This is a genomic window from Amycolatopsis orientalis DSM 40040 = KCTC 9412 (genome assembly GCF_000478275.1).
GTDB lineage: Bacteria > Actinomycetota > Actinomycetes > Mycobacteriales > Pseudonocardiaceae > Amycolatopsis > Amycolatopsis orientalis.
This window is the reverse complement of record NZ_ASJB01000055.1, coordinates 1-18,562: the sequence shown is the minus strand read 5'-3', so window position 1 is coordinate 18,562 and position 18,562 is coordinate 1. Positions and strand designations below refer to the sequence as shown.

Annotated in this window: 16 protein-coding genes and 1 pseudogene; 12 read left to right on the top strand and 5 right to left on the bottom strand. The window is 69.6% G+C overall.

Features of this window, described 5'->3' with window-relative positions; translation table 11 throughout:
• Window positions 1-13 precede the first annotated feature (13 nt).
• Window positions 14-4,597, bottom strand: coding sequence for a DUF6603 domain-containing protein (locus L324_RS17865; RefSeq protein WP_037309316.1), 4,584 nt, complete (start codon window positions 4,595-4,597; stop codon window positions 14-16).
• Window positions 4,590-5,597 (bottom strand): hypothetical protein, encoded by a 1,008-nt coding sequence (locus tag L324_RS17860; RefSeq protein WP_152546895.1) that lies wholly within the window; start codon window positions 5,595-5,597, stop codon window positions 4,590-4,592. Before L324_RS17860 ends, L324_RS17865 begins: the two co-directional genes overlap by 8 nt.
• 300 nt (window positions 5,598-5,897) lie before the next feature.
• Between L324_RS17860 and L324_RS17855 the strand changes: the two genes are divergently transcribed.
• The gene (locus L324_RS17855) at window positions 5,898-6,881 is read left to right on the top strand and encodes an SMI1/KNR4 family protein (RefSeq protein ID WP_037309312.1); all 984 of its coding nucleotides are present in this window, start codon (window positions 5,898-5,900) and stop codon (window positions 6,879-6,881) included.
• A 56-nt stretch (window positions 6,882-6,937) separates the two neighbouring features.
• Here the strand turns inward: L324_RS17855 and L324_RS17850 are convergent, their stop codons facing one another.
• Window positions 6,938-7,282 carry a hypothetical protein gene (locus tag L324_RS17850; RefSeq protein WP_037309309.1) on the bottom strand — a complete coding sequence of 115 codons (345 nt, stop codon included), beginning with the start codon at window positions 7,280-7,282 and terminating at the stop codon, window positions 6,938-6,940.
• A gap of 182 nt (window positions 7,283-7,464) precedes the next feature.
• Between L324_RS17850 and lpdA the strand changes: the two genes are divergently transcribed.
• The 8 genes from lpdA (at window position 7,465) to L324_RS17810 (ending at window position 15,088) form a co-directional block, all read left to right on the top strand.
• Window positions 7,465-8,838 carry a dihydrolipoyl dehydrogenase gene (gene lpdA, locus L324_RS17845; RefSeq protein WP_037309306.1) on the top strand — a complete coding sequence of 458 codons (1,374 nt, stop codon included), beginning with the start codon at window positions 7,465-7,467 and terminating at the stop codon, window positions 8,836-8,838.
• Window positions 8,839-8,894: 56 nt separating this feature from the next.
• The gene (gene sucB, locus L324_RS17840; RefSeq protein ID WP_037309303.1) at window positions 8,895-10,673 is read left to right on the top strand and encodes a 2-oxoglutarate dehydrogenase, E2 component, dihydrolipoamide succinyltransferase; all 1,779 of its coding nucleotides are present in this window, start codon (window positions 8,895-8,897) and stop codon (window positions 10,671-10,673) included.
• A gap of 194 nt (window positions 10,674-10,867) precedes the next feature.
• Window positions 10,868-11,950, top strand: coding sequence for a serine hydrolase (locus L324_RS17835; protein WP_037309300.1), 1,083 nt, complete (start codon window positions 10,868-10,870; stop codon window positions 11,948-11,950).
• A 22-nt stretch (window positions 11,951-11,972) separates the two neighbouring features.
• Entirely contained in the window at window positions 11,973-12,443 is a 471-nt protein-coding gene (locus L324_RS17830) for an ArsR/SmtB family transcription factor (protein ID WP_037309298.1), read from the top strand.
• Window positions 12,444-12,480: 37 nt separating this feature from the next.
• Complete coding sequence (locus L324_RS17825) at window positions 12,481-13,365, top strand: TIGR01777 family oxidoreductase (RefSeq protein ID WP_037309295.1); 885 nt, start codon at window positions 12,481-12,483, stop codon at window positions 13,363-13,365.
• Window positions 13,362-13,976, top strand: a complete 615-nt coding sequence (locus tag L324_RS17820; protein ID WP_037309292.1) for a phosphatase PAP2 family protein — start codon at window positions 13,362-13,364, stop codon at window positions 13,974-13,976. The genes L324_RS17825 and L324_RS17820 overlap by 4 nt, the downstream gene beginning before the upstream one ends.
• A 10-nt stretch (window positions 13,977-13,986) precedes the next feature.
• Window positions 13,987-14,730, top strand: coding sequence for a lipoyl(octanoyl) transferase LipB (gene lipB / locus L324_RS17815; RefSeq protein ID WP_037309289.1), 744 nt, complete (start codon window positions 13,987-13,989; stop codon window positions 14,728-14,730).
• 61 nt (window positions 14,731-14,791) lie between these two features.
• Window positions 14,792-15,088 (top strand): hypothetical protein, encoded by a 297-nt coding sequence (locus tag L324_RS17810; protein WP_037309286.1) that lies wholly within the window; start codon window positions 14,792-14,794, stop codon window positions 15,086-15,088.
• A gap of 70 nt (window positions 15,089-15,158) precedes the next feature.
• Here L324_RS17810 and L324_RS17805 read toward each other — a convergent pair whose 3' ends face one another.
• Both L324_RS17805 and L324_RS17800 read right to left on the bottom strand, forming a co-directional pair.
• Window positions 15,159-16,094, bottom strand: coding sequence for an LLM class F420-dependent oxidoreductase (locus tag L324_RS17805; RefSeq protein WP_037309681.1), 936 nt, complete (start codon window positions 16,092-16,094; stop codon window positions 15,159-15,161).
• Between the two features lie 25 nt (window positions 16,095-16,119).
• Entirely contained in the window at window positions 16,120-16,737 is a 618-nt protein-coding gene (locus tag L324_RS17800) for a TetR/AcrR family transcriptional regulator (RefSeq protein WP_037309283.1), read from the bottom strand.
• A gap of 132 nt (window positions 16,738-16,869) precedes the next feature.
• On the opposite strand from L324_RS17800, the gene L324_RS17795 reads away from it, so the two are divergent.
• From L324_RS17795 to L324_RS42420, 3 genes and pseudogenes are all read left to right on the top strand, one after another.
• Window positions 16,870-17,400 (top strand): hypothetical protein, encoded by a 531-nt coding sequence (locus L324_RS17795; protein ID WP_037309280.1) that lies wholly within the window; start codon window positions 16,870-16,872, stop codon window positions 17,398-17,400.
• A 42-nt stretch (window positions 17,401-17,442) separates the two neighbouring features.
• Window positions 17,443-18,399, top strand: coding sequence for an oxidoreductase (locus L324_RS17790; protein ID WP_037309679.1), 957 nt, complete (start codon window positions 17,443-17,445; stop codon window positions 18,397-18,399).
• Window positions 18,400-18,436: 37 nt separating this feature from the next.
• Window positions 18,437-18,562: pseudogene (locus L324_RS42420) on the top strand (lipoyl synthase); the annotation flags it as partial.

Genomic DNA, 18,562 nt, shown 5'->3' with positions numbered 1-18,562 from the left:
GGGGCGATCCCTTTCATGGCAGGTAGATCTCGGCTTTACCGTTGAGTTCGGCGGGCTCTGGTCCCGGCGCACCGGCCCCCGTGCGGGCAAGGCCCGCGACGGCGAACACGCGGCCGTCGGCCAGGGCGACCGCCGGGAAGTCCCAGCGCCCACCGGCGAGCACACCGGTTTCGGTCCAGGTCCCGGAATCGGGATTGAAGGCCACGGTGGACCGGAAACCGGCCGTCGCTTGTGGACGGCCGACGCCCCCGGCGACGACGGCGCCGACCGGCGTGGCCAAGCAGCGGTGGCCGCTCCGTCCGCCGCCGGGCAGCCGACCGGCCGGGGACCAGGTCTTGCTCACCGGGTCGAAGATCTCCGCCGAGGCAAGGCTTCCCGGGTGATACGGAAGCTCTCCGACGGCGTCTCCTCCGGTGACCAGTACCCGCCCGTCGGGCAGCACCGCCGCCGAATGTCCCTTGCGGGGCACGGCGAGCGAGCCGGCCGGGAGCCAGGTCCCGGTCGCCAGGTCGTAGATCTCGCAGGTCGCCAGCGCGCGCTCACCCTCGCCGGTCGTCGTCGCGCCCCCGATGACCAGCACGCCCGTCGCCTTCTTGGTCTCCTTGTCGGTGAGGACGACGGCCTGATGTCCCGTGCGGGCGTCGGTCATCGCCGCGACCGGCGTCCACTGGAGGGTCCGCGGGTCCAGCGACTCCGCCGAAGCCAGTGCGGCACCCCGATCGGAGGTGCCACCCACGACGAGCAGGCGGGTGCCGATCGGCGTGGCGGTGTGCCCGCCGCGTGCCGTGTTCAGGGTTCCCGTGTCCTGCCAGGACTTCGCGAGCGGGTCGAACACCTCCGCCGAGGACAGCGGCATCCCATCGGCGTCGAGTCCACCGGACGCGACGACCCGGCCGTCGGCGAGCCTGGCCGTACCGTGCCGCAGCCGCGCGGTCTTCAACGATCCCGCACCGGTCTCCCAGCCGACCGCCACCGGGTCGAACAGCGACGTCGTCGTCACCGGTTTCCCGTACGCGTCGGCGCCGCCCGCGATGAGGACCTTGCCGCTCACGAGACGGACCGCGTCGGTCGCCGAGACCGGTGACGGCATGTCCAGTGCCGACCAGGTGCCGGGTTCGGCCACCGCGCCGCCGGCGCCTTCCGTGCGGCGAAGGAGATGCACCTGCCCGGCGAGGTTCGGTTCGGCGGCGATCCAGCTCGCCATCGCGTCGGCCGCGCTCGCCTCACTCCGGAAGCTCGCCGTGGTCGACCCCGTCTTCGCGGGCGGGAAGGCCTGCACGTTGTTGCGGCGGTAGGCGACGATGAAGGTGTCACCGGTGACCCGCACCGTCTCCGACGGCGCGAACGGTTGCCGCAAGCGGGTTTCGTGCTGGGACAACGACGAACGCGCGGTACTGCTGCCGTCGAGCAGCGTGCCGAACACCGACGGCGGCGGGCTGTACAGCTTCGGCTTGGCGGGCGCCTTCATCGCCATCCCGACGCGGCGGCGCCGCATCCCCAGGGTGGTGACGGTCTCCGGCGGCTCATTGTCCACTATGTACAGTTCGTACCGCGCGCTGCGGCGCACCACACGCGGCGACGCGATGGCCCCCTTTTCGGCGGTGAGCTCCAGCCCCGCGTTCTGCTCCTCGTACGCCGCGCGGGAAAGCTTCTCGGCGTCGTTCGAGTCCTGGAACTGCCCCATCGCGAACTTGTCACCGGTACTCGACACCCGCTCCAGGCCCTTGTGCGGCATCGGTTCGATCTTGAACCGCTTGCCGTCGCTCGGCCGCTGCGCGCCGACCCGGTCGATCCGGACGTCGAGCGGGATCGCCCGCTGGTGGATGAACAGCGACCCCAGCGGATGGAGCACGAGGTCGTCGGTCCCCGGCAACTGCCGCAACGTCACCAGCGGGTTGAACCCGCCCGCGGGCAACCGGGTCCGCCAGCCCTCGATCTTGCGGATCTCGTTCTCCAGCAGGCCGATCACCTCGACCGGGGGCAGCGCGGTGTCGCGCTCCTCACCCCAGGAAATGTCGAAGTCCGCCGAGATCTCGAAGAACAGCAAGGAGATCGAGCCGCGGCCGTGTGCCCGCCACAGCGACGGACCCTCCAGCTGGAAATCGAGATCGATGCCGAAGACACCGACCCCGAACGCCTTCAGCGAGACACCGGCCGAGATCTGGATGACGAACGAAAACGGGGAGAACCGGAACAGCGCGTCGAAGGCGAGATGCCCCTCGATCCCGAAGCCGCCGAACCCCAGCCGCAGTTCGGCCTTGGCGCCGAACTGCGCGGTGTTGCTGGTGACCGCGAAGTAGCCGGAGACCCGGATCAGCCGCCCCGGAGAGTTGAGGATGTCGATCGACAGCCTCGGCGGCACGGGGAACGGCAGTGGCGGCGGCTTGAACGACGGATGGAAACCGCCCACGCTGAGCACGAAGTCGGGGTTGTCGCTCCAGTCGACGAGCAGCCCCATGCCGCCCTCGATGGTCATCGTCAGGATGCGCGAGTCGAAAAGCTGGGCGTAGAACCAGAGTCTCGACTTGTCGACTTCGAGCGCGCCGATGAAGTTGACCTGCAGCTTCAGCAGGGCGACGTCCTCACTGGGCAACACGCATTTCAGCACGCCGAGGATCGCGATGTTGCCCGGCGGGATCTCCACGATCACGCCGAGCGACACGGTGACCAGCGCCGGTGTCCCCCAGCCGATCTTCGCCATCGGGCCGATGAGGAACCGGCCCTCCTCCGGCGGGAAGAAGCGCCGGAGGTCGCTGATGATCCGCGGCGCGTTCGCGATGACGTCCTTGGGGAACATCACCGATTCGATGCCCCCGCTGACGACCCCGTCGAGCAGCGCGGCGAAATCCATCCGCCGGTTGAGCCCCAGCACCCCGCCGACACCGAGCAGGGTGAACCCGAACCCGAGCTGGATCCCCCCGCCGCCGAACTCGGTGGCGATCACGATCAGCAGCGAGAACCCGTCCGAGCCGTCCGGCATCCGCGTGGTGATCAGCCCGATCGCCTTGAGTTCGACCAGCCCGGCGAACTCCAGCTCCAGCGCACCCGCGTACTCGCCGCGATCCGGGTCGAAATAGAGGTATCCGCCGCCGGAGACGATGCCGGCGTCGACCGACAGCCCGACCCCCTTGGGCGGTTTGAACCCGAAATCGAGCTGAGCGGGCCCGACGTTGCCACCACCGTCCGGAAAGGACAGTTCGATTTCGAGCCCGACCTGTTCGACGGTCGCTTCGATCGGCCCCAACGCCGCCGAGAGATCCGCCGAAAGCTCCAACGGCACCTTGCCGTCCGCGATGCTCGCGGCGATGTGTAAGGCGCGGATCGCCGCGGGTCCGAGCTCGACATGGACGGGGAGCAGAATCTCCAACCCTCCGGTACCGAGGAACTGGAGCCCGCGTTCGGGATCGAGCTCGAACTCGGCCCCGAACCCCGCTTCCAGGCGAAGACCCGCGAGGATCTTCGCGATGAAGCCGTCGGCCTGAGAGGTGTCGATGACCAGCTTCCCGCCGACGAGCCTGCCGCCGAGCACCGGGACGGCACCCTCTCCGCCGAGTTCGATCCCGGCGGAGAGTTCGACTCCCGCGATCTCGAGCCTGCTCCCGCCGGTCTGTCCGATGAGGACGATCGGCTCCGGAGGAGTTCCGCTGAGCACGACCTCGGCCCGCGCCTTGGGTGCCCCGGAAATCGTCAACGGCGACCGCACCTGGATCGACGTCCCCGCACCCGACTCCCATTCGACCAGGACTCGCGCCTGCCAGCCTGGTTCTCCGAGGGGGAAGGTGGCTTCGACGTGGTCGGACACGGCGTCCACCAGCACGATCTCGACCCCGCCGCCGGAAGGGATGATCTCGAAACCCAGCGATCGCAGGCGAGGAACGCCGAGAAGACCCTCCGTGGTGACCGACGCCGGGAGGCCCAGCAGCGCGAGCGCGTCACGCAAGCCGTTCAGCAACGCGAGCCCGTCGGACGCCGGATCCCCCCACCCGTACCGGGACCGCAGGTTCCCGGCGGGATCGGCGAGGAACGCGAGCAACCGCCCGACGTCCAGCCGGACCGCCTCGTACGCGGGCCTGGTCGGGTTCGCCGGGTCACCGGCGTGATCGACCCGGTCGACCAGTCCGGCCAAGAGGGCCATCGCGGAGGCCCCTGGCGACGCGTGATCGATAGAGGCGACGAAGATCTGGTCGAACAGTGCACGGCGCAGGCCGTCCACCAGCTCGTCCACCTGAGGCTGCCCGATGCCGGGCAAGGTGGCGCCGTGCTGCCGGATCTGTGACCCGAAGGCCTCCAAAGCGGTGACGGTACCCGCGACGGCGGCCAGCAACGTCCCGCCCGCGACGACGATGGCCGATGGCGCCCCCACCTTGATCGCGTTTTCCAGCTCGATGGTGGCGGCCTTCAGCGCGCCGGCCGCACCCACCGCGGTCGCTCTCGCCGGGGTGATTCCCGGCGCGGTCAGGAACCCTGCGGGGAACCGGACGCCGAGCAGGGCGAACGTTTCGAGTACGTGGTCGTCGTCGAGGGCGGTCCCCAGCTGTTCGACCGCACGGCCGAGCCGGAGTGCCAACTGTTCGAGGGTTCCCGCTTGGTCAGCCATTTCCGAACTCTCCGGCGAAACGCTGCGTGAGGTGGGTCAAGGTGTGCCCGCCACCGGTCTCGAGGAACCGGCCGTACTTTTCGACGTCCGCCCGGAGCGTGGGCGAACCGTGCTCGCCGAGGATCCCGAAGACGGCTCGCAGCCGGTCGCCGAACGGTTGCCCCCGCACCTCGACCGGAAGGGTCCGCTCGGCGTCGTTCGCCGCGTCCACCAACGCCTGCAGGATCTCCGGCCCGCCGTTCCGGCGCCAGCTCGCCGCGCCCCTCAGGTTTCCCCTGACCAGGGAACGGACTTCGGCGTAGTGCCGTTCGAACACCACCAAGGCCGCACGCCCGGCGGGCGAAGCGAACAACCGCGCCGTCCGAGGGTCGCGGGCGAGGGTTTGCGCGAGGGTCGACGCCGGTTCGATCGGGACCACGACCGTCGTCGTCAGGATCTTGATCTTCAGCCGGTCCTCGACGAACTGGATCGGCGCGGCGTACGCCGCCGCTCCACTGCTCCCGTGCAGCAACGCCACCACGTTGTTGTCCATGTCGAGGACGACGGAACCGGAGTCACCGTTCTGCGCGAACGGTATCGACCCCTCGTCGCCGTAGATCACGAGCTGATCGGTTCCGAACCGATAGAAGAAATGCCCACCTTTCGACGGATAGTTCATGCGGATCTTCTTCTTTTCCCAGGCGAATATCTTTCCGCGGGTCACCCTGCCGGTTTCCGCGCCACGCATCTGCACCGGGATCTGCTGTGTCGCCTGATTCTCAGTCAGGTGGCGGACCCCTTTCACGGCTCCTATTTCGAGGACCTGGGGTACCGACGGAATTCCGGAGATCTCCGCGATCGCGGCGTCGCAGAGCAGGTCGACCTTCGGGTCCGTCGTACGCAGGACCTTGCCGACCGGATGAGAGAAGGTGTCACAGCAGGAGGACATCGACGGATGGCCGACGGTGATGTCGGAACCGATCACGAAATCGGCGATCACGTGCGCGTTGGAGAGAATCACCCTTTTTCCGGCATCCAGGGTTTCCGCGATACAACCCAGACTGCCGGAGCCTGCGACGCTGATTCCCCGTTTGGCCTCGACCTGCATTCCACCGGCGAGTGTCTTGTATCTGGCGCTGTCCCCCATACGAAGTCTCCCCTCGCACCGTCCGAACTCGGCGGGCGGCTGATCGCGGCCGGGCATTCCGTCGAAGCGGTCACCAGCGTGGCGGCCGAGTGGATCAGCAGTCAACGAATGGCCCGATGAACTGCCCCATGAGGCAGAGGGCAGGGCGAACCTCGTTGTGGCAAAGTCGTTTCCGTGGACAGGGACGCGTATCTCGAAGGCGCGATCAGGGACGTGCTCAGCGGCGACGAGGCGACGCTCGACGACCGGATCGGGCACGCGGCGCTGCTGTTCGCCACGTCCGGGGCCATGGCGGAGGCCGACAGGCTGATCACGCACTGGCACGCGCTCACCGAACGCCCGGTCACCGCGCTCGTCCCCGGCGCCGTGCAAGCCCGCGCGTGGGCGATGCTCTTCGAAGCTCAAGGCACCCGGCCGGACTGGGCCGCCGCGCTCACCCCACTCGACCTCGACGCCGAAGAACGCGCCCACGACACGTACCTCGCCCGGCGGGTGTCCGATCTGGACGGTCTCCTCGCCGGATCCCCGTTCGGTGAGGCCGTCTCTCACCTCGGGCCGTCCAGACCGGATCGATTACGCGAGGCCGTCGCGCACGGTGACCTCGACGCCTGGGCGGAGATCGCCTCACGACAGGGCCGCCCGGACGTCGCCGTGCTCGCCGGGTCACGGCGGCTCGCGCCGCGGCTGGTCGCGGGCGCCGATCCGCTCGGGCTGGGCGACTGGCCGGGACTGTGCGCCGGGTCACTGGTCGCGGCGCTGTACGAACGCCACCCGCCGGACACCGGGTCCTGGCGCGAGATGATCGCGGGCATCCTCCGGCTGCGCGGCGGCGGCAGCGCGCCCCCGGCGGCGTCGGCACGCAACGTCGACGCGGCCGAAGCGCGCCTCGGGCTCCGGCTGCCCGCCGACTACCGGGAGTTCCTGCTGACCTGCGACGGCCTGCCCGCCGACGTCGTCTTCCCGCGTCTGCTCGGGACGGCCGAACTCCGCGCGGAAGGCGGTGTCGTGGTGATCTCGGATCCGGCCGTCGTGCTGCTGACGGCCGCGGGCGAGCAGTGGCGGACGGTCGAGATCGACCCGGCGCTGGGCACCACGGTCCATCCGACGTTCCGCGCGCTGCTGGAGCGTCACCTGCTCCTGCTGGCGCAATCCGCGTGAGGTCAGGCTCGTGAGTGGTAATGACGGTTAGAACCGTCATTACCACTCACGAGCGCTCAGGCCTGCCCGCGCTTCTTCCGCTCGGTGTACTCCCGCATCCGCTTCGGGTAGCCGACCCGCGCCACCTCGTACACGGGGATCGACCGTTTGTGACCGAACTGCTGTGCGGCGTCCAAGCTGTCGATCCGGCGCCGGGTCCACTCACCGTCGTGTGCGATGAGGACGACTGTGGTCTCGGTGACGTTGGTCTTGGGCTCCACATAGGCCTCGACACCGGTCCGTGAAGAGGCCCACTCTTCGAGATGCTTGAAGTCGTTCGAAGAGGCTTTCCGCAGCGTACCGGGCTTTTGCCCGCCCTTGGAGCGCCGACGCAGCGAGTCGAACAGACCCACTCCGACCACCTCACTTCCCACTCGCGTCCGGTGTCCATTATCCCGACTCGGGCGTGTGCTCACCGTCGCATACCCGGCTAGGTCGCAGGCCCGCCGCGCGTAGTGACAAGATGGCAAGTGTCCGCGCGCGCGTATACCGCGCGAAGCGGCGCCAGAGCACCACCCCTACCGCTTGCCGAGGAGTTATTGAAGTGACCGACACCTCCGCCGACCTTGTGATCCTGGGTGGCGGATCGGGCGGCTACGCCGCCGCGTTCCGCGCGGCCGAGCTGGGCCTTTCCGTCACCCTGATCGAAAAGGACAAGCTTGGCGGGACGTGCCTCCACCGAGGCTGCATCCCGACCAAGGCCCTCCTGCACGCGGCGGAGGTCGCCGACGAGACCCGCGACGCCGAGACCTTCGGTGTCAAGGCCGTGCTGGAAGGCATCGACATCGCCGGGGTCAACAAGTACAAGGACGGCATCGTCGCCCGCCTGTACAAGGGCCTCCAGGGCCTGGCCAAAGCGCACAAGGTGAACCTCGTCGAGGGCACCGGGACGTTCGTCGGCGGCACCACCGTCGAGGTCGACGGCACCCGTCACACCGGCAAGAACGTCATCCTCGCCACCGGCTCGTACTCGAAGACGCTGCCCGGCCTGGAGCTGGGCGGCCGCATCATCGCGAGCGAGCAGGCGCTTTCGCTGGACTACATCCCGAAGAAGGTCATCGTCCTCGGCGGTGGTGTCATCGGTGTCGAATTCGCGTCCGTGTGGGCGTCCTTCGGCGTCGACGTCACCATCGTGGAGGCGCTGCCCCGCCTGGTCCCGAACGAGGACGAGTACGCGTCCAAGCAGCTCGAGCGCGCTTTCCGCCGCCGCAAGATCGCCTTCAAGACCGGCGTGCGGTTCACCGGCGCCAAGCAGGACGACAACGGCGTCAGCGTGTCGCTGGAGTCCGGCGAGACGCTCGAAGGCGACCTGCTGCTCGTCGCCGTCGGCCGCGGCCCGAACTCGGCCGGGCACGGGTACGAGGAGGCCGGGGTCAAGATGGACCGCGGTTTCGTCCTCACCGACGACCGCCTGCGCACCAACCTGCCGAACGTCTACGCCGTCGGCGACATCGTCCCGGGCCTGCAGCTCGCGCACCGCGGGTTCCAGCAGGGCATCTTCGTCGCCGAGGAGATCGCCGGCCAGGAGCCGCGCGTGATCGACGAGAGCGGCATCCCGCGCGTCACCTACTCGCACCCCGAGGTCGCTTCGGTCGGTCTCACCGAGTCGCAGGCGAAGGAGAAGTACGGCTCCGACGTCACCACCTTCACCTATGACCTCGGTGGCAACGGCAAGAGCCAGATCCTCAAGACCTCCGGTGGGGTCAAGCTGATCAAGGCTCCGGAAGGGCCGGTCGTGGGCGTGCACATGGTGGGCGACCGCGTCGGCGAGCTGATCGGCGAAGCGCAGCTGATCTACAGCTGGGAGGCGTTCCCCGAGGACGTGGCCCCGCTCATCCACGCGCACCCCACCCAGACCGAGGCCCTCGGTGAAGCGTTCCTCGCCCTGGCGGGCAAGCCGCTGCACGTACACAGCTGACGTCTCACCGTCGAAGAACCAGACCAAGCAAGACATATCAAGGGAGTCAGCGAACGATGGCCTACTCCGTCACGTTGCCGGAGCTCGGTGAGAGCGTCACCGAGGGCACCGTCACCCGGTGGTTGAAGCAGGAGGGCGACACCGTCGAGGTCGACGAGCCGTTGCTCGAGATCTCCACGGACAAGGTCGACACCGAGGTCCCGTCCCCGGTCGCCGGCAAGGTCGTGAAGATCAGCGCTCAGGAAGACGAGACCGTCGAGGTCGGCGGCGAACTCGCCGTCATCGACGACGGGACCGGCGGGGTGCCGGAGTCGTCCGGTTCCTCGGAGGACACCTCCGAAGCGCAGCCGGAACCCGAGCCCGAGCCGGAGCCGGAGCCCGCGCAGGAGCAGGCCTCCGCGCCGTCCCAGCCGGACACCGCGCCCGCTTCCGGCGGCGAAGGCACCGAGGTGAAGCTGCCCGAGCTGGGCGAGAGCGTCACCGAGGGCACCGTCACCCGGTGGCTCAAGCAGGTCGGCGAGAGCGTCGAGGTCGACGAGCCGCTGCTCGAGATCTCCACGGACAAGGTCGACACCGAGGTCCCGTCCCCGGTCGCCGGCACCGTGCTGGAGATCCGTGCCGGCGAGGACGAGACCGTCGAGGTCGGCGGTGTGCTCGCGGTGATCGGCGCGGCCGGTTCCGCCCCGGCCCCGAAGGCCGAAGAGAAGAAGCCCGAACCCAAGCCGGAGCCCAAGCCCGAGCCGAAGCCGGAACCCAAGCCGGAACCGAAGCCCGAGCCCAAGGCCGAAGCCGCTCCCGCGCCGAAGCCCGCCCCGGCTCCGCAGGCCGCCCCGGCCCCCAAGGCCGAGGCGAGCAGTGCCAACGGTTCGGACAGCGGACCGTACGTGACGCCGCTGGTCCGCAAGCTCGCTTCGGAGCACGGCATCGACCTGTCGTCGCTGAGCGGCAGCGGTGTCGGTGGCCGCATCCGCAAGCAGGACGTGCTCGCGGCCGCGGAGGCCAAGCAGAAGAAGGAAGCCCCGGCTCCCGCCGCCCAGCCCGCCGCCGCTGCCCCGGCCGCCGCGGCGCCGTCGGCTCCGCGCAAGGCCGCTGTCTCGCCGGAACTGGCGGCACTGCGCGGCACCGTGCAGAAGGCCAGCCGGATCCGGCAGATCACCGCCACGAAGACCCGCGAGTCGCTGCAGGTTTCCGCGCAGCTCACGCAGGTCCACGAGGTGGACGTCACGAAGATCGCCAAGCTCCGTCAGCGGGCGAAGGCGGCCTTCAAGGAGCGCGAGGGCGTCAACCTGACGTTCCTGCCGTTCTTCGCGAAGGCCACCGTCGAGGCGCTCAAGCAGCACCCGAACGTCAACGCGTCCTACAACGAGGACACGAAGGAGATCACCTACCACGGTGCGGTGCACCTGGGGATCGCGGTGGACACCGAAAAGGGTCTGCTGTCGGTGGTCATCCACGACGCGGGTGAGCTCAGCCTCGCCGGTCTCGCGCACCGCATCGCCGATCTGGCAGGCCGCGCGCGTTCGGGCCAGATCAAGCCGGACGAGCTGTCGGGCGGCACCTTCACGATCACGAACATCGGCTCCAACGGCGCCCTGTTCGACACGCCGATCATCGTGCAGCCGCAGTCCGGCATGCTCGGTACCGGCGCGGTCGTGAAGCGCCCGGTCGTGATCGCGGACGCCGACGGCAACGACACGATCGCCGTCCGGTCGATGGCGTTCCTGCCGCTGACCTACGACCACCGCCTGGTGGACGGGGCCGACGCGGGCCGCTTCGTCACGACGATCAAGCAGCGTCTGGAAGAGGGCAACTTCGAGGACGAGCTGGGTCTCTGATCCTCCAGTAGTCCGTCAAAGGCCCTCGTCCCGCTTCGGCGGGGCGGGGGCCTTTGCCATCCCCGCGTTTCGTCCTCTGGATGCGGTAATTGCGCGCGCAACCACCGCATCCAGAGGACGAAACGCGAGGTTTGACAGACACCCGGAACTCTAGTAATCCGGAATTACGGAAAAACTAGAGGGAGGGATCACTCATGCTGACCAGACGCCATCTGCTGGCGGGCGCCGCCGCGGGATCGGCGGCGTTGCTGCTGCCGGGGACCGCGAACGCGGCCGGGCCGGACAGGAGTACCGAACAGGGCTGGCTCGACTGGCTCGCCTTCCACCGCCGCGACGTCTCGGCCCTGATCGACGACGGCGCGGGCCGCCGTGCCGCGCGCAACGCCGACGTCCGGCGCGTGCTGGCCTCGTCGATCAAGGTCGTGCACCTCAGCGCGTACGCGGTCGCTGTGGCCGAAGGCAGGCTCGATCCGCGGGAAGAGATCAGGGTCGGTGACTGGGACGCCCACCATCCCTTCGTCGCCGACGGCCGCGCGCATTTCCAGGCTTTGAACTGGCTGGGCGTCCCTTGCGACGACTACGGGATCGCCAAGGACCCCGAACAGCGTGTCCCGCTGGCGCGGATCCCGGAAGCGATGATCCTCTTCAGTGACAACGCCGCCGCGGACTACCTCCGCACCCGCCTCGGCGACCCCGCCCTCCAGCGGGCCGCGGCGCGGGGCGGGTGGAGAAGGCCGGACACCCGTTCGTTCGGCGGCGAGGTCCTGATGCTGATGATGCCCGAGCACCTGCCCCCGCCGGGCAGCCCGGCCGCGGTCCGGCGGGCGATGGGCGACGTCCTCGCGCGCCGGTTCGTCCGCGACCCCGGGTTCCGTGCCGAGGCGATGCGGCGCTGGCCGGAAATGCCTTCGACCAGCGAGGGACAGTGGCCGTGGACGCAGGGGCACGGTCAGGGTTCGGCTTCGGACCTGTTCGCCCTCCACCGCGGTATCGCCAACGGCCTGTACCCGCCGGCCCGCGAAATCCTCGCGCGGCCGCTCTCCGATCGCGTACCGCCGGGAGCGAGCGAAGTGCTCTTCAAGGGCGGAAGCCTGCCGCGCACCCTCACCGTCGGACTGTCCGTGCGCTGGTCAGGTGGGCGTTCGGGCACGGCGGCGGTCCTCCTCACCGGCGTGAGCGACCAGGAGGTGCAGAACGCAGGCCCGCTGATCGACGTCCTGATCGCGGCGCTGGCCGCCCCGGAACGCTTCGAGGCCCTGCGGCGAGCACTCGGCTGACCGACGGTGTAGATAAACCGGTATGAACGCTGAGCTCGCCGACCGGATCGCCGCCCTCGAAGAACGGGTCGCCGCGCTCGAAGGACAGCACGAACCCACGACGCCGCCCGCCCTGCCCGGCGGCGTCGTGGCCTACCACGGCGAGCTGACCGAACCCGTCGAGCTGACCTGGACCGTCCAGATCCCGCCGGGAGTGGTGCTCGCGAAGGACGACGGGCCGCGGGTGGAGGTGCTCGCGGCCCTGTCGAGCGCCGCGCGGGTGGCGCTCGTGCGGACGCTGGCCGAACAGGGCACACAGACCGCGCCCGCGCTGCAGGAGGCCGCCGAACTCGGCTCCCCCGGCCAGCTCTACCACCACCTCAAGGCCTTGACCGGAGCCGGGATCGTCGAGCAGGACAAACGCGGCAGCTACCGCCTGCGGCCCACCGCGACCATCCCGGTGCTGGTGCTGCTCACCGCCGCGTCGGACGTCGCGGGTCAACTGAAGACCTGAGCGTGCGCCCGGATCCCGGATACGACACGATCGGATCATGCGAGTTCTGATCGCGGGCGCGAGCGGACTGATCGGTACCTCCCTGACGACGCGGCTGCGCGGATCCGGGCACGAAGTGATCCGCCTCGTACGCCGGGAAGAGCGGGCCGGGGACGAACGCCGCTGGGATCCCCCGGCCGGGGAGATAGCCGACGGCGCGCTCGACGGGGTCGACGCCGTGGTGAACCTCGCGGGCGCGCCGCTGCTGCCCGGCCGCTGGAGCGCGGCCCGCAAACAGGTCCTGCTCGACAGCCGGGTCGAACCGACCGAGGTGCTCGCGGAAGCGGTCGCCGAACACGGGATCCCCGTGCTGGTCAACGCCTCCGCCGTCGGCTATTACGGCGACCCCGGTCCGTCCGTTGTGGACGAATCGAGTCCGGCGGGACGCGGTTTCCTCGCCGGGCTCTGCACCGCATGGGAAGCCGCCACCGAGACCGCGGCCACCGCCGGCGCCCGCGTCGTGCGCATCCGTACCGGGCTGGTGCTCGCGCGCAAGGGCGGGCTCCTCGACGTCCTGCGGCCGCTGTTCCGCCTGGGTCTCGGCGGGAAACTCGGCGACGGCAAGCAGTACATGCCCTGGATCTCGCTCGACGACGAGGTCGGGGCGATCGTTTTCGCACTGGAGCACGAATCCCTGTCCGGCGCGGTGAATCTCAGCGGACCGCAGCCCGCCACGAACGCCGCCTTCACGAAGGCGCTGGGCCACGCCGTGCACCGGCCCGCGATCTGGCAGGTGCCGGGATTCGCCATGAAGATCGCCCTCGGGCAGGCGGCCGAGGAGATGGCGCTCTTCGGGCAGCGCGCCATGCCCCGGGCGCTGGAGGAAGCGGGTTACCACTTCCGTCACCCGACCCTCGAAGACGCGCTGGCCGCCGCGACATGACCTTGCAGCGCGGCCTGTACACCCTCGCCGGAGCCCTTCTGCTGATCGGCTTCATCGTGCTCGGCCTGTTCGTCGACGACCGCCCGCCGCCGGTGGACGTCGCACTCGCCGACGCGTTCCACGGCCAGTACGCCCGGCCGGCGGGACAGGTGGCGGGCCTGGTCACGAACGTCCTCGGGCCGGTCCTGCCGTTCGCGCTGGGCGCGGTGCTGGCGGTACTCGCCTGGCAGCGGCGGGATCTGACGGCGTTGTGCGTCAAGCTCGCCGTCGTCCTGGTGCTGTGCCGGATGACCAGCCTGATCGCCAAACCGGTGTTCTACCGCGAGCGGCCGCGCGAATTCCCCGATCTGAGCTACCCGAGCGGGCATGTCGTCGCCGTCGCCTGCACCGGTTTCGTCGCCGTCCTGCTCTGCGCGTGGACCCGCCCGCGTCTGGTGCGCCTGGCGATCACGATCGCCGTCGCGGCCACGGTCGTCGGCGCGCTCTGCCGGGTCGTACTGGGTGTGCACTGGCTGACCGACACCGCGGGATCCGTACTGGCGGTGGGCGGTGTGGGCCTGATCTCGGCGACCGGACTGGGCCTGCTGCCCCTGCCCCGCGACCCGGCGTAGTGTCGCTGACGTGAGCTCTTCGACCGCTTCCTGCCGTGCCAGTTCCGAGCCCGTCGACGTCCGTGAGATCGGGACGATCGACTACACCGAGGCCTGGGAACTCCAGCGCCGCCACGTGACAGCCAGGGCCGACGGCGAAGGCCCCGACACCATGCTGCTGCTGGAGCACCCGTCGGTGTACACCGCGGGCAAGCGCACCGAAGCCGAGGACCGGCCGACCGACGGCACCCCGGTGATCGACGTCGACCGCGGCGGCAAGATCACCTGGCACGGCCCCGGCCAGCTGGTCGGCTACCCGATCATCAAGCTCGCCGACCCGATCGACGTCGTGCACTACGTACGGCGTCTCGAAGAGGCCTTGATCACCGTCTGCGACCAGCTCGGCGTGCACACCGGCCGGGTCGAGGGCCGCAGCGGCGTCTGGATCCCGGCCGACGACCGCGGCGTCGAGCGGAAGATCGCCGCCATCGGCATCCGCGTGCAGCGCGGCGTGACCATGCACGGCTTCGAGCTGAACTGCAACGCCGACCTGGGCGCCTTCGACAAGATCGTCCCGTGCGGCATCCGGGACGCGGGCGTGACGTCGCTCTCCTACGAACTCGACCGCGAGGTCACCGTGGCGTCGGTACTGCCGATCGCCCGCGAAGCCGTGCTCGCGGCGCTGGAGGGTGACCTTCCGGTGAGCGACGAGCGCTGGCTGCCGCGTCCCGAGGCGCCTGCCGCCCCGGGCGTCACGTTCGCCTTGCAGAACTGACGTCTGCGAAGATCCTCGGTACGACCGCCGGAAAGGCCGGTGGTCGTACTGGGAGGAAATCATGCGCAAGTTTTCGCGCGTTCTGGCGGCGGCCGGTATCGCGGTCGCCGCGTCGGTGAGCCTGCCCTCGGCGGCGTCGGCCACGCCGCCGCCCGGCTGCACCGGCGGCCACGACGGGGCGAAGTACGCCTGGGCGAGTTGTACGGCTTACGGCACCCACATGTACCGGGTCACCGCCTACAACTGCAGCCCGGTCTGCGGCAACGCCGTCGGCGAATGGGCCGCCAACGGGGCGACGTCCTACCTCACCATCAGCTGGCCGGCGAAGATCCTGGACATCGGCGTCGAAATCGTGTGAGCCCCAGCGCGTGAAGGCCCCCCTTTCCCTCGGTTGAGCCGAGGGAAAGGGGGCCTTCACGCGCAAAGCGTCAGTCCAGCTGCGGAGCGACCTCGGCGGCGACCAGCTCGATCTGGTCCACGTCCGAGAGGTCCAGCAGCTGCAGGTAGAGCCGCGTGATCCCGGTCTTCTCCCGCCACTGCCCGATCTTCTCGACGACCTCCGCCGGTGTCCCGGCGAGACCGTTCTCTCGCAGCTCCGCGACATCGCGGCCGATCACCGCGGCGCGCTTCGCGACCTCGGCGTCGTCCCGGCCCACGGCTACGACGAGCGCGGCCGAGCGGATGATCTCCTTGGGGTCGCGGCCGATCTCGCGGGCGGCGTCCTCGACGCGGCCGAACTGCTCGGCGGCGAATTCGGGCCCCACGAACGGCAGGTTGAACTCGTCGGCGTAGCGCGCGGCGAGCGCCGGGGTGCGCTTCTTGCCGCCCCCGCCGATGATCACCGGCGGCCGGGGCCGCTGAGCGGGCTTCGGCAGGCCGGGCGAGTCGACGAGCTTGTAGTGCTCGCCGTCGAAGGAGAACGTCTCGCCTTCCGGCGTCTCCCACAGCCCGGTGACCACCGCGAGCTGCTCGGCGTAGCGGTCGAACCGCTCCTTGATCGGCGGCAGGTCGAGGCCGTAGGCGGTGTGCTCGTCGTCGTACCAGCCCGAACCGAGGCCGAGTTCGACCCGGCCGCCGGACATCTGGTCCACCTGCGCCACCGAGATCGCCAGCACCGACGGGTGCCGGAAGGTGGCGGCGGTGACCAGGGTGCCCAGTCGCACCCTGCTGGTCTCACGGGCGAGACCCGCGAGGGTGATCCACGCGTCGGTCGGCCCGGGCAGTCCCGAAGCCGAACCCATCTTGAGGTAGTGGTCGCTGCGGAAGAAGGCGTCATAACCCGCGTCCTCGGTGGCCTTCGCCACCTGGAGCAGGTCGTCGTAACTGGCCCCTTGCTGGGGCTCGGTAAAGATCCTGAGGTCCACGGACGCCACAATATCGACGGTGCCGTCAGCTCGCCTTCCCGTGCTCGGCGGGCGGAACACGGCGGAACCCGACGAGCAGCCGCACCAGGACCTCTTCGACCTGGGCGCTGACCTTCTTCGGCTCCGGTGAACTCGCGATCTCGATGGCCGCGCTCGACAGCGCACCGAACAGGAGCCGGGCGGTGACGTCCACCGGGACGTCCTCGACCTCGCCGACGTCGATGAGCGACTGGATCCCGGTGCGGACCAGGCCGAAACTGCACCGCTCCTCCGCCTCGCGCCAGCGCTCCCAGCCCATCACCACCGGCGCCTCGTGGATCGCGATGCGCTGATACGCCGGGTCGAGACAGCTCTGCAGGAATCCGCGCAGCCCGGCGAGCGCTCGCTCCCAAGGCGATTCCGGTCCGTGCATGATCTTCTCGAGCCTGTCGAAGACCTGGCTCTCGACCGTGTCGAAAGCGGCCTCGAACAACGCCTGCTTGCCACTGAAGTGGTGGTAGAGCGCGCCCTTCGTCACCCGTGCCCGTTTGGCGATCTCGTCGAGGGACGTGCCCGCGTACCCGCGTTTGGTGAACAGCTCCACGGCACTCTCGACGAGTGCCGACCGGGTGGACTCGGAATAGTCCAGCCGCCTTGACCTCATTGTCGCCACCTTCACAACTTTACGCCGACGGTTCCGGTCCATACCCATGGTATGTTGGCTGCTGTCAGGTCCGTACCGGGAGTATGCCGCAAACCTGCGGTATGAACCGGGTCACGGAGGGGAGCCTTCATCATGAGCTGGAACGACTTCTACCAGCGGCGCGACATCCTCGAAGCCGCAGTGCGCCAGGCGGGTCACCACCCGTCCGAACCGCTTTCACTCGACGAAATCCCGGGGGCCACCAAGTACTTCGCGACCGAAGAAGAGCTTCTGGTCGCGCTTCGGTACAAGTGGAACCAGGTATTCGGCGGATACCTTCGGGCCGAGATGGCCGACCCCGACTACGCCGATCAGGACCTCCCGCTCGACAGGGTCGACGCCGTCACCCGTGCCTGGAACCGGGCCACGGCCGAGCACGAGGCCCTTCGCGCGGTTCTCGACGCCGCGCTGGAGCGGTGCCCCGCGCTGCTGCCGTCGCACGAAGCCGAGCTGCGCACCCTCGCGCTCACGGCGGGACTGGCCGACGGGAACGAGCCGGCCGCGGAGATCACCAAGGTCGGCGCCGCGTTCGCCACCCTGCTCCGGCACGGCCGTCAGGCCAAACCCGCCCGCCGCCGCAGCCCCATGGGGCACCTGCTCCGGTTGCTCGCGCCCAGCGCGTGATTCCCGTGGCGGCCTCATCGCCGATGTAGTTAGGTGACCGACATGGCTGCTCACTCGCGCTGGACCGAGGCCGACATCCCGGATCAGACCGGCCGCACCGTGTTCGTCACGGGGGCGAACTCGGGGCTCGGCCTGCGGACGGCCGAAGTGCTCGCGGGCAAGGGGGCCCGCGTGCTGCTCGGCTGCCGGTCGCCGGAACGCGGCGCGAAGGCACTGGAACAGGTCGGCGCCGCCGCGACCGGGGAAGCGCCCGAACTCGTCCGGCTGGATCTCGCCGACCTCGCGTCGGTCCGCGAGGCCGTCAAGCAGGTCCAGGAACTGTCGGGGAACAAGCTCGACCTCCTGGTCAACAACGCCGGCGTGATGGCGACCCCGCGTGGCCACACCAAGGACGGCTTCGAGACCCAGTTCGGCACGAACCATCTCGGGCACGCGGTGCTGACCTGGCTGCTGATGCCGTCGCTGCGCAACGGTTCGGGCGCCAGGGTGGTGACCGTGTCGAGTATCGCGGCGACCGGCGCGCGCCTCGACGTCGCGGACCCGAACTTCGAACGCCGGATGTACAACCCGGGTTCGGCCTACGGCCAGTCGAAACTCGCCAACCAGATCTTCGCGCTCGAACTCGACCGCAGGCTGCGCGCCGCGGGCGAAGGTGTCGTCAGCGTGGCGGCCCACCCCGGCTACACCTGGACCGGGCTCGGTTCGGGCATGGCCCGCTCCTACCGCAACCCGGTGGTCCGCGCGCTCGTCGGCGCGGGCAACCGGATCGGCGAGGTCCTGATCGCGCAGAACGCCCGCAAGGGCACCCTCCCGCAGCTGTTCGCGGCGACCGCTCCGGAGGTGACGGGCGGCGACTACATCGGCCCGCACGGCCTCGGCGGATTGCGTGGCAACCCGGTCAAGGTGCGGCCTCTTCCCGCCGCGCGGAGCGAATCGCTCGGCGCCGCGTTGTGGGACGTGAGCACCAAGTTGACGGGCGTCACCCCCGACCCCGCGTGAGCGGCGACCATTACTACGGCGGGCGTAGGGTGGCGGTGTGAGTGCTGCCCCAGATGGCCGCAAGCTGTTGCGGCTCGAGGTCCGGAATTCCCAGACTCCCATCGAGAAGAAGCCGTCGTGGATCAAGACCCGGGCGCGGATGGGCCCGGAGTTCACCGAACTC

Bases quoted from the DNA above. Each gene is read 5' to 3' on its own strand.
- L324_RS17800 (WP_037309283.1), bottom strand. From the start codon at position 16,737: ATGAGGTCAAGGCGGCTGGACTATTCCGAGTCCACCCGGTCGGCACTC.
- L324_RS17825 (WP_037309295.1), top strand. From the start codon at position 12,481: ATGCGAGTTCTGATCGCGGGCGCGAGCGGACTGATCGGTACCTCCCTG.
- L324_RS17865 (WP_037309316.1), bottom strand. From the start codon at position 4,597: ATGGCTGACCAAGCGGGAACCCTCGAACAGTTGGCACTCCGGCTCGGC.
- L324_RS17830 (WP_037309298.1), top strand. From the start codon at position 11,973: ATGAACGCTGAGCTCGCCGACCGGATCGCCGCCCTCGAAGAACGGGTC.
- L324_RS17790 (WP_037309679.1), top strand. From the start codon at position 17,443: ATGGCTGCTCACTCGCGCTGGACCGAGGCCGACATCCCGGATCAGACC.
- L324_RS17795 (WP_037309280.1), top strand. From the start codon at position 16,870: ATGAGCTGGAACGACTTCTACCAGCGGCGCGACATCCTCGAAGCCGCA.
- L324_RS17810 (WP_037309286.1), top strand. From the start codon at position 14,792: ATGCGCAAGTTTTCGCGCGTTCTGGCGGCGGCCGGTATCGCGGTCGCC.
- sucB (WP_037309303.1), top strand. From the start codon at position 8,895: ATGGCCTACTCCGTCACGTTGCCGGAGCTCGGTGAGAGCGTCACCGAG.
- L324_RS17820 (WP_037309292.1), top strand. From the start codon at position 13,362: ATGACCTTGCAGCGCGGCCTGTACACCCTCGCCGGAGCCCTTCTGCTG.
- L324_RS17835 (WP_037309300.1), top strand. From the start codon at position 10,868: ATGCTGACCAGACGCCATCTGCTGGCGGGCGCCGCCGCGGGATCGGCG.